Source organism: Stomatohabitans albus (assembly GCF_036336025.1).
In the GTDB taxonomy this organism is placed as follows: Bacteria; Actinomycetota; Nitriliruptoria; order Euzebyales; family Euzebyaceae; genus Stomatohabitans; species Stomatohabitans albus.
On the sequence record NZ_JAYKKE010000002.1, the window covers coordinates 334187 to 349298 of the forward strand.

General features: G+C 52.8%; 11 protein-coding genes. All 11 read left to right on the forward strand.

All coding sequences use genetic code 11. The annotated features are described in order from the left end of the window. The 11 genes from cobN to VCU37_RS06615 all read left to right on the forward strand — a co-directional run bounded on the left by cobN (position 1) and on the right by VCU37_RS06615 (position 14792). Positions 1-3705: a cobaltochelatase subunit CobN gene (gene cobN, locus VCU37_RS06565; RefSeq protein WP_336249833.1), complete on the forward strand. Its 3705-nt coding sequence runs from the start codon at positions 1-3 to the stop codon at positions 3703-3705. Beyond that, the gene (locus tag VCU37_RS06570; protein WP_336249834.1) at positions 3702-5096 is read left to right on the forward strand and encodes a cobyrinate a,c-diamide synthase; all 1395 of its coding nucleotides are present in this window, start codon (positions 3702-3704) and stop codon (positions 5094-5096) included. The genes cobN and VCU37_RS06570 overlap by 4 nt, the downstream gene beginning before the upstream one ends. Positions 5097-5107: 11 nt before the next feature. Then, entirely contained in the window at positions 5108-5833 is a 726-nt protein-coding gene (gene cobI / locus VCU37_RS06575; RefSeq protein WP_336249835.1) for a precorrin-2 C(20)-methyltransferase, read from the forward strand. Between the two features lie 11 nt (positions 5834-5844). Then, positions 5845-6720 carry a precorrin-4 C(11)-methyltransferase gene (gene cobM, locus VCU37_RS06580; protein ID WP_336249836.1) on the forward strand — a complete coding sequence of 292 codons (876 nt, stop codon included), beginning with the start codon at positions 5845-5847 and terminating at the stop codon, positions 6718-6720. Continuing rightward, positions 6720-7937, forward strand: coding sequence for a precorrin-6y C5,15-methyltransferase (decarboxylating) subunit CbiE (cbiE, locus tag VCU37_RS06585; protein WP_336249837.1), 1218 nt, complete (start codon positions 6720-6722; stop codon positions 7935-7937). The genes cobM and cbiE overlap by 1 nt, the downstream gene beginning before the upstream one ends. Continuing rightward, positions 7934-9724, forward strand: a complete 1791-nt coding sequence (gene cobJ, locus VCU37_RS06590; RefSeq protein ID WP_336249838.1) for a precorrin-3B C(17)-methyltransferase — start codon at positions 7934-7936, stop codon at positions 9722-9724. The genes cbiE and cobJ overlap by 4 nt, the downstream gene beginning before the upstream one ends. Continuing rightward, the gene (locus VCU37_RS06595; protein WP_336249839.1) at positions 9714-10346 is read left to right on the forward strand and encodes a precorrin-8X methylmutase; all 633 of its coding nucleotides are present in this window, start codon (positions 9714-9716) and stop codon (positions 10344-10346) included. Before cobJ ends, VCU37_RS06595 begins: the two co-directional genes overlap by 11 nt. A gap of 21 nt (positions 10347-10367) precedes the next feature. After that, a complete protein-coding gene (locus VCU37_RS06600; protein WP_336249840.1) occupies positions 10368-11342 on the forward strand; it encodes a sirohydrochlorin chelatase in 975 nt (324 codons plus the stop codon). Further along, complete coding sequence (locus tag VCU37_RS06605; RefSeq protein WP_336249841.1) at positions 11263-13446, forward strand: magnesium chelatase subunit D family protein; 2184 nt, start codon at positions 11263-11265, stop codon at positions 13444-13446. The genes VCU37_RS06600 and VCU37_RS06605 overlap by 80 nt, the downstream gene beginning before the upstream one ends. Positions 13447-13480: 34 nt before the next feature. Next, a complete protein-coding gene (locus VCU37_RS06610; protein WP_336249842.1) occupies positions 13481-14326 on the forward strand; it encodes an adenosylcobinamide-GDP ribazoletransferase in 846 nt (281 codons plus the stop codon). Between the two features lie 166 nt (positions 14327-14492). Next, on the forward strand, positions 14493-14792 hold the full coding sequence (locus tag VCU37_RS06615) for a hypothetical protein (protein ID WP_336249843.1): 300 nt from the start codon (positions 14493-14495) through the stop codon (positions 14790-14792). Positions 14793-15112: the final 320 nt, after the last annotated feature.

The window sequence follows — 15112 nt, forward strand, 5'->3', positions numbered from 1 at the left end:
ATGGACGAGCAGGAAGGCCACATTTTCATGATATTGCTGGCGAGTACCGCCGATACCGATCTTCTCGCTGCGATTGCGGCAAGCAAGCAGGCAGATAAGGACGTACCCCCCGTCACCACGATCAGTATTGGTGCTGATCCCACGACCCACACGGTTCCTGACCTTGATGGTATCCAAGTGGTCATGGTTCGACTGTTAGGCGGTCGTCGTGCCTGGGCACCCTTTGATGCTGTACGTCAATCTTGTGTTGAACGGGGTATTCCGTTTATCGCGATGAGTGGCGAAGTTGCACCAGATGCCGAACTGACAGGCCTTTCTACGGTCCCTAGTGCGGTTGTAGCCCAGTGCTTTGACTATTTGGTCAAAGGTGGGGTTCGTAATGCTGGTAACTTATTGGCCTTTCTGACGGACACTTTGTTAATGGGTGGAGTCGGATTCGAAGACCCTGTTGACGAGCCAATGACCGGGGTATACGGAGAGGCGGATGCTGATCCATCCAAACCCACCGTGGGTATTGTGTTTTATCGCTCACACTTTTTGTCCAATAACACGGCATTCGTAGATGCACTGATTGATGGGATACATGCCCACGGCTGCAATGCGGTTGCGGTGTATACCTACAGTTTGCGGCCCGACCCTGAAACCGGACGCAGTGACGCCCTGGATCTCTTGGCATCACATCAAATCGATGCCCTTTTGGTCGGTATGTTCGCCATGGGCGGCACGATTGAATCTGAAGAGGGCGCTTGGACTGCCCAAGCATTACTCGACCTTGGCGTACCCGTTATTCAAGCAATCGCTGCAACGTCATCTGCTGCTGAGTTCAATGAAACCGACCGTGGTTTAAGTCCGATGGATACGGCCATGTATATCGCCCTGCCAGAGTTTGACGGGCGTATTATCGGTGTGCCAACCTCCTTTAAAGAACAAACCGATGCGGGTGCGGTGTACGTGCCAGATGCCGAACGTTCATTGCGAGTGGCAGGTATTGCGGCACGCCACGCAAAACTGCGACACATTCCCGTTGAGGACCGCAAGCTGTGTCTAGTGCTTTCGAACTACCCGTCGAAGCACTCACGAATCGGAAATGCCGTTGGGCTAGATACGCCCCAGTCAGCGGTCGCTATTTTAAATACGCTGACCGAACAAGGCTGGAATACCGGACACTGGAAAGATGAACCACTAACGGGTGACCAACTCATTCATCAGCTCATTGAAGCTGGTGGCTTTGACACTGAGTTTTTGACCGAAGCACAACTTGCTGGTCAACCACACCGTATTGATGCGCAGACCTATCAGTCTTGGTTTGACGCACTTCCGGCAGGGTTTACCGAGCCCGTCGTTGAGTCTTGGGGACCGCCCCCAGGTGAAGTTTTGGTTCATGACGGCGACCTCGTATTCGCCACACGTACCTTTGGTAATGTGACCCTGGCGGTACAACCACCTCGTGGTTTTGGGGAAAACCCTGTCGCCATTTATCACGACCCAGACTTGCCACCATCCCATCAATACCTGGCTTTTTACCGTTGGGTTGACAACGTCCTAGGTGCCGACGCCATTTTGCACCTTGGTAAACACGGCACGTTGGAATGGATGCCCGGTAAGGGTGCTGGTTTAAGTGCAAGCTGTGGTCCTGACGCCATTCTGGGTGACCTGCCCTTTGTGTATCCCTTCGTGGTGAATGACCCTGGTGAAGGCACCCAGGCCAAACGCCGTGCTCACGCGACGATTGTGGACCATATGGTGCCACCGATGACACGCGCGGAAACCTATGACGAGCTGACACAGCTTGAACAGTTGCTCGATGAGTACTACCACATCGACCAGATGGACCCAGCAAAGGTTCAAGCAGTTCAAGGTGAGATTTGGCAGTTATTACGGAGTGCAGAGCTCGTACGAGATCTCAAATTTGCCGAACACGGCGATGACATCCCTGAAGACCTTGATGATTTGATTGTCGATGTTGATGGGTACTTGTGCGAGATCAAAGATGCACAGATTCGTGGTGGGTTACACATCCTTGGGCATGAGGCCAGTGAGACCGAACGTATTGACCTCGTGCTGGCCATTTTGCGCCTTCCACAAGGTGGCCATCAGGGACTTCGCGCTACGGTAGGTGCCCATCTCGGTGTCGACGAGGCAGCCTTGTTACAGGATGCGGGTGCCAAACTGGCTCAGCCCATGGTGATACCCCCATCATTTGATGAGCTCGATCCGGCGCGCCTTGTTACGAATTCTGATGCCATCGACGCCCTCGAAGCCATCGCCCGTGAGATGATTGCACAGCTCGAATCAGGTGGGTATGACCCTGATCAGGCGGCCGAAATTGTGGCAAATGTGATGGGTGAACCTCATGATGACCTCGTGGCATTGTTGCGTTTTGCCTGTGAACAAGTAGTGCCACGGCTGGGTGGTGTTGGCCTTGAATTAGAACGTATCCATCAGGCATTAAGTGGTGCCTATATTCCAGCAGGACCATCGGGCTCACCAACACGTGGTCGCTTGGATGTGCTCCCAACGGGTAAGAACTTTTACTCGGTTGATCCCAAAGCCTTACCGAGTGAATTGAGTTGGCAGGTCGGACAACGGCTAGCCGACGATCTCATTAAGCGTCATATCAAAGAAGAAGGCGAACCACCAAAGAGTGTAGGTATCGTCGTTTGGGGAACAGCAGCAATGCGTACGCACGGCGACGATATTGCTGAGATTTTGGCCCTCTATGGGGTACGCCCAACCTGGCACCATGAAACCCGTCGTGTTACTGGCCTCGAACTCATCAGCCTTGAAGAACTCGGTCGTCCCCGTGTTGACGTGACGGTACGTATTAGCGGGTTCTTCCGCGATGCCTTCCCTCATCTGGTTGAATTGATCGACCAGGCGGCACGCATGGTTGCCAGTGCAGATGAACCCGAAGATCAAAACCCAATCCGTGCCCATGTCAACACCGATGTGGCAAACGGTGCTGATGCCCACTTGGCCGGTGCGCGGGTCTACGGGTCTAAACCAGGAGCTTACGGTGCAGGGCTGTTACCACTTATTGACGCCCATAACTGGACAGATGATGCCGACCTTGCTGCGGTCTACACCACTTGGGGAGGGTATGCCTACGGTGGCGGTCTCGAGGGGGTAGAAGCACCTGAAGCCATGAATGCCAGTTTTGCCCGCATCCAAATTGCGGTGAAGAATACCGATACTCGTGAACACGACTTGCTCGATAGCGATGACTACTTCCAGTACCACGGTGGCATGGTTGCAACGGTCAGAAATCTGACTGACCGGAGTCCGAAGGCTTATATCGGTGACTCCTCAGATCCTAGCCGCGTGAAAACGCGAGACCTTGCTGAAGAGACCGCGCGTGTATTCCGTGCTCGTGTCGCAAATCCGAAATGGATTGAAGCGATGAAACATCATGGTTATAAAGGCGCATTTGAGATGAGTGCCACGGTTGACTATATGTTCGGATATGACGCAACAACTGGCGTTGTTGAAGACTGGATGTATGAGACCTTAACGAATAAGTACGTCTTGGACCCCGATACAAGGGCGTTCATGGAAGAGTCCAATCCATGGGCACTTCGAGCTATTGCCGAACGTCTCCTTGAAGCTGCCGATCGCGGCCTGTGGGAAGAACCAAAGGAAGAAACCTTAGACGCCTTACGTGAAGCCTATTTGGCAAGCGAAGGTGATTTGGAAGCAGACGAATGAGTGATCACTATCCAACCATCGTGATTGGTGGTACAACCAGTGGCGTGGGCAAAACCAGCGTCGCCACTGGATTGATGGCTGCGCTGACTACAGCTGGATATATCGTGCAAGGCCATAAAGTTGGTCCTGACTACATTGATCCGTCTTGGCACGAGCTCGCTACTGGTCGACCTCGGCGCAATCTTGACGTCATGATGGCTGGGGAGGATCAGATTGCCCCTCTTGTCAAACAGGCGATGGTTGGAGCAGATATCAGTGTCATTGAAGGGGTGATGGGGCTTTTTGATGGTGCCGGACCTCAAGATGATTACGCGTCCACCGCCCACATAGCCCGTCTCCTCAACGCACCTATTATTTTGGTTGTAGACGCCGCAAATGTCAGCCGCTCCGTCGCGGCAACGGTATACGGGTTCACGCATTTTATGGGATCACCCGGTGCACCGTTGGCGCGCATTGCGGGGGTGATAGCCAACCGAATCGGAAGCTCAAAACATGCTGATCTCATCACACAAGCAGTTGAGAGCATCGGGGTACCGATGTTGGGTTGCCTGCCCCGGGTTCCTGAATTAGCCACTCCGAGTCGCCATCTTGGGTTGATACCTGTTGCAGAACGAACAGCACAAGCCCATGACACGGTCAGTGGGTTAGGCGCTTGGGTTGCGGCCAATACTGATATTCACCGGGTCATTGAGTGGGCAAACCGGGCTCAGTTGCCTGAAGGTCCAATGTGGTTCCCAGGTACAAGTCGTCTGAATGGCCACGAGCCAGTCACCATTGCCGTCGCCGAAGGTGAAGCGTTCAGTTTCCAATACACCGAAAATGTGCTTGCGCTAGAAGCCGCCGGGGCACGGTTAGTACCCTTTGATCCCACCGTCGACCGTCATCTTCCAGACCAGACCGAAGTCATTTGGATAGGTGGTGGTTTTCCAGAAATGCATGCGCTCAAGCTTGCTGAAAATCGGGCACTTATCGCTGATATTCAACGCTTTGCTGATCGGGGGGGCGCCATTGTTGCTGAATGTGCAGGGTTGCTCTATCTCAGCGAAGTTCTTGACGGCCACAAGATGAGTGGTTTGTTACCCATAGAAGCGGCGATGAGCTCATCCTTAACCTTGGGCTATCGTCGTGCTAAAGCAGAAACTGACAGTGTGTTATTTCAGGCTGGCGATCAGATCATCGGCCATGAGTTTCACCGCACACAATTAACTCGTTTACCACAAGGGCCTCATGCCTGGACCTTAACGGATCCCTATTCCGGAGTGGTCACCCAAGAAGGGGTGGTAAGCCACGGGGGCAATATCCATGCGGCCTATCTACATACGCAGTGGATCGACCCCAGCCCAGCTCAACGGTTGGTGCAATGTGCTCTGGATAAGCGAGCACAAACCTGAAAGGATTCATCATGAGTAAGCTTATTGGCCTCGGCGTTGGTCCAGGCGACCCTGACTATGTAACAGTGAAAGGGGTCAAAGCGATCAAGGTAGCTGATGTTATTTTTGTTCCTGTCGGCAATACCGGAGACCCTGGGTATGCCGAAGAGATTGTCCGCCACTACGCGCCTCGAGATAATATTGTTCGGTTACCCTTTGAGTTGGGGAACTGGGCAGATGACTATGAAGAACGACGTTTGGCATGGGATGAAGCAGCCAAACCGGTTATTGAAGCGTTAAATGAGGGCAAACAGTGCCTATTTGCCACCATTGGCGATCCCAATGTCTATGCAACATTTACCTATTTGGCCCGTGCGGTATCTCGCGCACGGCCAGAAACAGAGATAGAGACCATTCCTGGCATCATGGCGATGCAAGCAGTTGCGAGTGCTTCTGGAACGGTGATCTGTGAAGACCGTCAAACAGTGGCTTTGATGCCATTGACATTGGGTATGCCTGCCTATGTTGATGCGCTTGAAACCCATGACACGGTTGTGGCGTATAAGGGGGGGCGAAAGATCAGTGAAATTCGTGATGCGGTTGCCAACGCGGGTCGGCTAAACGACGTTGTATTTGGCGCCAAACTAGGGCATCCAGATCAAGTGGTAACCCGTAATCTTCCCGATGAAGCACCGTACCTGTCAACTGTGATTGTCAGTCGTGGTCGCCTCCATCTCGATGGCCATGAGGCCTCATAAGGAGCATTATTTTGAGTGGACATGTTATTTTTATCGGGGCTGGCCCAGGCGCTGCCGACCTCATTACCATCCGTGGAGCTCGTGCCATAGCCAAAGCTGACGTTGTGATTTGGGCATCAAGTTTGGTTGCACCAGACATGATTAGTGAGCACGCCAACGAAGGCGCTGAGATCTATGACTCACTAGAAATGAGTCTTGAAGACCAGATTGCTCTATACACTAGCGCAGCTAAGGAAGGACTCACCGTCGCCCGTGTCCATTCAGGTGACACAAGCTTGTATGGTGCTATTGGTGAACAGATTGCACGCCTTACTGAGGTTGGCTGTACATACGAAATCATTCCAGGGGTCAGTGCGTTTGGAGCTGGTGCCGCAGCCTTTGGTGTGGAACTCACGGTACCTGAGGTGAGCCAATCCATCGTGCTAACCCGTATGGCAACACGCACACCGATGCCTGCCAATGAGAGCATTGAAAACTTTGCGGCAATTGGTACCACCATGGTGCTATTCCTGAGTGTCAAACGAGGCAAAGCCTTACAAGCCCAACTGCTTAGTGGCGGTCAATACACCGAAGATACTCCCGTTGCGATTGGCTATCGCATCACCTGGCCTGACGAGGAATTACGTCGGTGCCGACTAGGTGATCTTGCCGCAACCTTGCGAGAGCTTGGGCAAACGCGCACTGTACTTATCATGGTTGGCCCTGCACTCGGTATTGACCCTACAAAACCAGGCGCAACAAGCGGACACGCGACTCGAAGTCGCCTCTATGATCCGTCATTTAGCCACGCGTTACGAGCTGCGGTCAAGCCAGAAGGTGACGGGGGACAATATACCGGTGGCGAATATGAGCCCGAATGGGCTGATGTTAAGGATAATCCACGCTAATGGATAATGTCATCCATGTGATGGGGGTTCCGCGAGTCGTTAGTGATGCTGACCGTGCCGTACTTGAAACGGCTGATCTGATCGTTGGCTCCAGTCGACAATGCAGTCTGATCCCGCATCCCCCCAATGCAACAACGATTGATTGGTCAATGGGGTTTGACCAAGTCTATGGGGCATTGACAACGGCAAACGCACCAGTGGTGCTCGCCAGTGGTGACCCAGGGTTCTTTGGTATCGTTCGCCGATTAAACCAAAAGTTTCCATCAAGCCGTCTTAATGTGCTTCCCGCCATTTCTAGTGTGGCCAGCGCATTCGGCATGATTGGGATGCCTTGGACTGATGCCGTTGTTGCGAGTGCGCATGGGCGCGATATTCGTCATGCCATTGCACTTGCGCGGGCTTATCCAAAAGTGGCGGTACTTACCGAACCCAATCAGGGAGCTCAACGCCTCTTTGAGGGTGTTAAGGATCTTGGCCGAACGGTATATGTTGCAGCTGATATTGGCGGTCCAAATGAAATCATTGCCCGTCATCATGACGGTGATCGTTGGCCAGATCCGAATGTCGTGCTCATTATTGATGAAGAAGCACTGGCTATCGAAAATAGCCCTGAAACCGAAGCACCCATCACAGCTGGACAAATGCCAACACCATTCTTTGGCCTGCCTGAAGCTGTGTATGAGCACCGTGATGGGATGATAACAAAAGCGGAGGTACGTGCCGTTGCCCTTGCCTGGCTGGCTCCTGGTCCTGGAAAGGTCATTTGGGATATTGGGTGTGGTTCTGGCAGTGTGTCTGTTGAGGCAGCAAGTGCAGGCGCCGCCGTATTCGCCGTAGATAGTGACCCTGACCAAGTTGCTCGAACTCGTCGAAACGCTGCTACACATCAAGTCACCGTTCAGGCTATCTCTGGCAATGCAGATACGGTGATCAACCAATGGCAACAGCTCATTGTTGCCGATGCTGCCTTCATTGGTGGGGGAGGAGACGCTGCACTTAACGCAACAGTTGAGGCGGGGGTTGGACGAATTGTGCTGACACTTGCAGCGATAGATCGGGTTATTCCCGTGATTAAAACACTGGAATACGCCGGCTATGGCGTACGGGCAACCCAGATTCAAGCAAACCGGCTGGAAGGGTTAGCCAATGGGCAGCGCCGACTAGCGGCGTTAAATCCAGTAACGATTATTCGTGCGGAAAAGCTGGTTATCCCGTGATTGGCGTTATCGCGGTTACACAAAATGGGCGAGCTGCCGCGAACAACCTTATAGACAGCCTCAATACACAGCGTGGATGTCGTGCCAAGCTTTTGTCGGGACCCGCAAAAACCGCGATACAAGAAGGTTGGACCACCTGCGATGCACTGATTTGTTTCCTGGCAGTGGGAGCAACTGTCCGGCTAGTCGCGCCGCTGTGTACTGACAAACGGTACGACCCCCCTGTGCTCTGTGTCAATGAAACCGCTGAATGGGTTATTCCCATTCTCGGCGGCCATAACCACACCGGTGCCGGTGCTGGAAATGACCTTGCCAAGACAGTTGCTGAGCTATTGGGTGCAACAGCCGTGGTGACAACGGCCAGTGATAGCCACGGACTTGGAAATATCGACCACTTATTCGTGGATCCTGATCATGACTACCGGCCAGCCATGATGCGCGCCCGGATTGATGGGGCAACCCTGCAAGTGTGGGCCGAACATCCTCACTACTTAAACCTCATCGACGGAATTGGCCCCTATAGCGTCGTTGACCGTATCGAAGACCTCACCGATCCAGCGCTCCTTATTACCAGCCGTACTGACATACCAATACCAGAAGGGGCTACGGTTATCCGACCCCAACACCTCGTCGTTGGGGTCGGAACAAGCAAAGGCTGCCCACCTGATGAACTTGCTCAAGCCGCTCAAGCGGTACTAAATAACGCCAACCGCCATCCCCGCAGTGTGCGTGCCATCGCAAGTGTGACTGCAAAGGCTGATGAGCCAGCGGTGCGTGCGCTTGCCGATACCTTTGGGGTGCCAGTCCTTATCTTTCCGCCAGAAGTCCTAGCATCCATACCGGTGCCAAACCCTTCTGCGCACCCACTCGCTGCAGTTGGTACCCCAAGTGTGGCAGAGGCCTCCGCTTTAGCAGCTACCCACGGTGACCTGCTCGTAGAAAAAACAGTTTCAATTCCAACAACACAAGGAGCTGCAATGGCAACAGCCGCAGTCGCAACGGACCCGGTCAATACGCGGGGCCATTTGCTCTTATTAGGAATGGGACCAGGTGATCCCAACCTCGTTCCACCGGCCACACGCGAAGCGCTTGCCCAAGCTGATGTTGTGATCGGGCTTGACCAATATCTTGATCGATGCCGCCAATGGATTTCGCCAAATGCCGATATCAGGCCATCAGGGCTCGGGAATGAGACCGGACGAGCTAAGGATGCAGTGGCAACCGCAAGGAATGGCCATATTGTCGCCCTGATCAGTGGTGGTGATATTGGCACATTTGCCATGGCCAGCCCCGCATTGGAAGCCTTGGGCGATGCCGATGACATCGATGTAACGGTGGTACCAGGTATTACTGCAAGTTTGACCGCTGCCGCTCTTTTGGGAGCGCCGCTGGGTCATGATCATTGCAATATCAGCCTCTCAAATCTGATGACACCCTGGGCGGTGATTCAACAGCGAGTGCAAGCCGCAGCGATGGGTGACTTTGTTATCTGTTTATACAATCCTCGCTCAAAAGATAGGAACTGGCAGCTTGACTGGGTCAAAGAAACGTTATTAGCGCACCGTTCTTCGTCGACACCAGTCGGACTTGTTACCGATGCCAGCCGTCCAACCCAGAACATTGTTCGTACCACCCTTGGTGAATTGGATACCAGTCTCGTGGACATGTTGACCATGGTTGTGATCGGTTCATCACAGACAGAATGGATGGGTCCACGGATGGTAACCCCTCGCGGGTATTCAGATAAGTATGCTGATTTTGCCCAAGGGGGAACGAATGCTGAATGAGCCACACCCGATTGAGGTCCAGAGCTACAAGCTGTTGCGAGCCGAACTGGATCGTGTCTACCCCGAAGTTGCTGAATTGCCACCGCTCAGCCGTGCTGTTGTTGAACGAGTCGTACATGCAACCGGCGATGTGACCCTGGTACCCGATCTCGTTGTTGATGAAGTGGCGCTCCAGGCGGGACGTGATGCCATTGAGGCTGGAGCACCCTTAATTACCGATGTCCGTATGACAAGTGCAGGTGTATCTGGCGGTATATGTGCAATTGATTTCTGCCCGGTTGCCCCAGCTGGTTCAACACGATCACGGGCTGGAATGAAAATAGCGTTAGAACAAGCTGATGGACCTGTCATCGTCGTTGTGGGTTGTAGCCCAACAAGTGTCTGGGCACTCCTTGACGCGGTTGAGTCAGGCATACCAGCACCGGTGCTAACTGTGGCAACTCCCGTAGGCTATGTGGACGCGGTTGAGAGCAAAACCGCCTTGGCAACGAGTGGATTGCCTTGGGTAGGTAATACAAATCGTCGAGGTGGCGCAGCTATTGCATCAGCAATGGTGAATGCCTTGCGGTATCACCCCCGGTATGAGGGTGATACCAATGCGGTCCGCCCCTTAACGGTGTAAGCACGATAGACAGAGGTAACCATGTTCCAAAGTATTCAGCCTGATCGGATGCCAGCTCTCTTAGTGAGTGGCCATGGCACTGCTGATCAAGAAGGGGTCGACGAGTTTATGGCCCTGGTTGATATTTGTGCCCAAATGCGTCCTGAAATTGATGTGCGTGCTGGGTTCATTGAATTAAGTCCACCCCCCTTGGGTGAGTCAATTGCCGAGCTCTATGCCAAGGGCCATAAACACATGATTTCAGTTCCCCTCATGCTGTTTGATGCCGGTCACTCAAAAACTGATATTCCCGCAAGTTTAAATATCGGGAAATCTCAGCATCCAGGTCTTGATATCACCTATGCCAAACCCCTTGGTATTCACACGAGTCTCATTGAAGCCATTAACAAACGATTAGAAGCTGCAGTTCCTGTTGATGAGCGTAAGGAAACTGCAGTCCTGATCGTAGGTCGTGGTGCGAGTGACCCTGCGTCAAACTCTCGGGTAGCCCAAGTCGCGCGTCTCATCTGGGAAGGTCGTGATTGGCCAGAAACAGAGATTGCCTTTATCGGTATTACCCGTCCTTCCCTCCAAGAGGGTTTGGATAAACTTAAACGTTTGGGCTACAAGAAGATCGTCGTTATTGCCTACTTCTTATTCACCGGCGTCCTTGAACAACGCATTCGTAATCAAAGCCTAGAGTGGGCTAAGGCAAACAATATTGATTTGACCGTTGCTGACTATTTTGGTCCTGATCCACTGATCGCCGAGATGGTGTGGTTACGGTATGACGAAACGGTGACCGGTGCGATTGACCGCGACTGTGACACGTGTATTCACCGTTTTAAAACAGACGGATTCGAACATAAATTAAACGCACCCCTCGTTCCCCATGAACACCCTGATGATCCCAATACCCATGGGCATCATCACGGACATGGGCATACCCATGGACATGGCCATCATCATGCCCATGGCCACGGACATGATCATGGAGGTCATCGCCATGAGCACTGATGCTCAAGAAGAAACAACCGATACGCCCCCCGCACCACCACCCATGCGTGGCGGGCAAACTACCTATCCGTTTACCGCGCTCGTCGGGGTTGATGATCTCCGCCTGGCATTGTGCCTGAATGCAGTCAACCCTGAAATTGGCGGTGTGCTTGTGCGTGGTGAGAAGGGGACTGCAAAATCAACTGCAGTCCGTGGCCTCGCTGCGGTCCTTCCTGATGTTGAGGTTGTAGCAGGTGACCCGTATAGCCACGATCCTGCATCACCGGATGCGCCTACCGGTGCGGTAACCAGCCGTCCGGTCCGCATTGTTGAGCTTCCTGTGGGCGCAACCGAAGACCGCCTTACTGGTTCTCTTGACCTTGAGCGCGCCCTATCTGAAGGTGCTGCAGCGTTTGAACCTGGGCTATTAGCCGCAGCACACCGAGGGATTTTGTATGTTGACGAGGTGAACCTACTCGGTGACCACCTTGTCGATGTATTGCTCGACAGCGCAGCTATGGGTATCAACCGAGTTGAACGCGAAGGGGTCAGTGTCGTACACCCGGCCCGCTTCCAGCTTATTGGCACGATGAACCCAGAAGAAGGAGAGTTGCGGCCACAGTTACTTGACCGCTTTGGGCTTAGCGTCACCGTTTCAGCTAGCCGCGATCCCGAAGAACGTGCAGAAGTTGTTCGTCGGCGGTTAGCCTTTGATGCTGATCCAGTAGGGTTTGCTAAACCCTGGCAAGAAACGCAATGCAATTTAGCAATGCGTATTGTTCGCGCCCGCGAACTGGTTCATGATGTCAACCTTAGTGACCAGCAATTGGAAAATATTGTGGCCTTGTGCGCACATTTTGATGTTGATGGCTTGCGTGCTGACTTGGTTTGTGCCCGTACCGCAATGACGGTTGCCGCGTGGGAAGGTCGCCATGATGTGACCTTGGATGATGTTCGAACGGCAGCGCGGTTAGCGCTTGGACACCGTAAGCGTCGCGGTCCGTTTGAGGAACCAGGCATTGATGAGCAAGAGCTTGATGAGGCCATGCAAGACATGGAAGATGATCTGCCCAATACGCCCGATGTCATGCCGCCGAATCAACCCCCGCAGCCCCCTGAAGGTGAGCAACAAGAACCACCGCTGTCACCCCCACCAGTGGAGGATCAGCCGGGAAAAGATGAGGGGGAGCCGCCTGCCTCCCCTCCGCAGTCTGATGCAGGCAAACCAGAATTAGCCCCCGATGCTGACGATTCACCTGATGGGCCACAAACCCCACAGCCTGAACAAGTCATGGCGGTTGGTGAAACATTTATGCCCTTGGCCATTCGCCTGGCTGGACGCGGTGTTGGGGACTGGGGTCGCCGTAGCCCCGCAATTGGTGATCGTGGCCGTATTATCGGTAACCAAACCCAGGTCAACCATGATTTGGCGTTGGTGCCCACGCTCCGACGAGCTGCGATTCGCACGGCCGGCCAGGCCAATACCCGGGAGTATCAAGCACCTGTTGACCGCATCAGTCCACAGGATTGGCGGTCCAATATTCGCCAAGGACGAGAAGGCAATCTTGTGCTCTTCTGTGTTGATGCCAGTGGTTCAATGGCGGCCAAATCGCGTATGGAAGCGGTTAAAGGTGCCGTATTGAGTTTGCTGACTGATGCGTATCAACGCCGTGACCGAATTGGGTTGATCGGATTTCGTGGCCAACACGCAAATGTACTTGTCCCTCCTACAACAAGTGTTGATCTTGCGGCTGGGCGGTTAAAGGAATTACCCACTGGTGGACGGACCCCACTCGCAGCTGGTCTTGAAAAGGCAGCTCAAGTCTTGGATGCGGAACGGATTCGTGATGCACGGCGTAGACAATTATTGGTCGTTATTAGTGATGGTCGGGCAACCTGGCCAAAGACTGGTGGCGTGGCAAACGCAATGCAAGCTGCTCGAGGGCTTGCCGGAATGAAGGTTCCTGCCTTGGTGATTGATACTGAACAAGGCCATGTTCGCCTCGGTTTAGCAAGACAGTTGGCTGACACACTTGGGGCTGCCTATGTGCCCCTGGACACCCTAACGTCGGGTGGTTTACGTGAAATGATTATTGGGGCTACCCAGCCAGTTCAACTGCGATAGAACTGCCCTGTCCAATCCAACCAAGGGAGGCTTCATGGGACGCTTTGACCGGTATCGGGCACTGAATGAGGGCGAAACAAATAAGCCCTCATGGCCAATGGCCATTGGTTGGGCGATTGGCTTTTTCTCCACCTTGCCAGCCGGTCCGCCTCAGGTGCGTAACCCTCACGCCAGAGATGTGTTCTCATTCTTGTTCGTCGGGGTTATGTTCGCCGTCATTTGGAGTGCGGTTGCAACCTTGATGCTGGTGATACCGAATGAGGAAGTTGGCACACTGATCACCGCTGCCGGGGTGATGAGTATTGACATCCTACTGACGGGCGGAATGCACGCTGATGGCCTCGCAGATGTGGCTGATGGCCTTGCGGCCAAACGCTCAGGGAGTGATGTTAAACGAGCTATGGAAGACTCTGCAGTTGGTGCCGTAGGTGGAGCCTACCTGGTGGTGGCCTATATCGTACGTTTTGCGCTGCTCACGGCTGCGATCTACGCCATGGCCCCCTTTGGGGCTACGGTACTTATGATCGGACTCGCCCCGTTGGTCGGTCGTGGATTGGCAGGTATGGCGCTGCGGTCGGTCGCCCCATCAGAGGGTGGGCTTTCAGATCCCTTACGGTCGGTCATCCCATTCAACGGAGCTCTCCTTATGCTTGTTATTACGGCAGCACTCGGTGTAGGGGCGGCAAATCTGCTGCATTTTCCGCTTCTGATGGTGCTCGCCATCATGGGAATCGCCACAGCTTCCGCTCTCTATCTCATTAATCGGGTGAGCAAAACGCTTGACGGGATTGGTGGTGGCGATATTTGCGGCACCGGCATTGTGGTTGCTGAAGCTATGGTCTGCCTTGGCTTGGCACTGAGTGGCCCCTACCTGTACTAAGCAGTCACCAGGCGATCAGGTAGTCGTAAGTACAAAGAAATGAGGTAACTTTTGTTAGTAGCGGTTTCCTTATTACAAAAGTATTTTTGCAAATGCGGCCTGGTTCTAAGAGTCCGCATTTGAACTATCCCTCTAAATAAGGAAACCAACCATAAAGTATACCATTTTGGCAGCTACTGCTGCAATCGTAATTTCGTTGCTGCCGTTTAATGCAATCGCTGAATCGATCACTGGAGCATCTGGTATTGACGCGAGCGCGGGTTCTGAATACGTCATCGACGACGTTTTGGAAGGTCCTCAGGTATTTAGCGATGCAGAAATTGCTGAACAACAGGATATTGAAGCGAATGCGATCGGTGGATGGGTTGAAGGCAAAGGCTACTTCACCAATGACGAATCAGTATTCTCAATCAAAGACCGCAATGCCAGCTCTCCGCTTGGAGACTCATCCAAGAGTTATGAATAAAGAACTCTTGAAGAAAATAAACTAACAACAAATGCTGAAGTTACATTTGGACCATTCCCTAACTATAGAGATAAATTTATATCTATATAAAAAGAATGGTTAGGTAGTTAGTAAAAGCCATTTTAGAATAGCGTAATTTACGCTTATGGCTTACTTCATGGATTGCCTACGAAGATATTTAATAGGCAATCCTCTAAAGTATATATAAATAATATTTTAGGAATAATAGAGAATATATGTTGATTACTATGCGTGTGGTTTCAAGCTCAATAATTCCTCACGGAAGAGAGCTATCGTATGGACAGGCCAAAAAGGAAGTA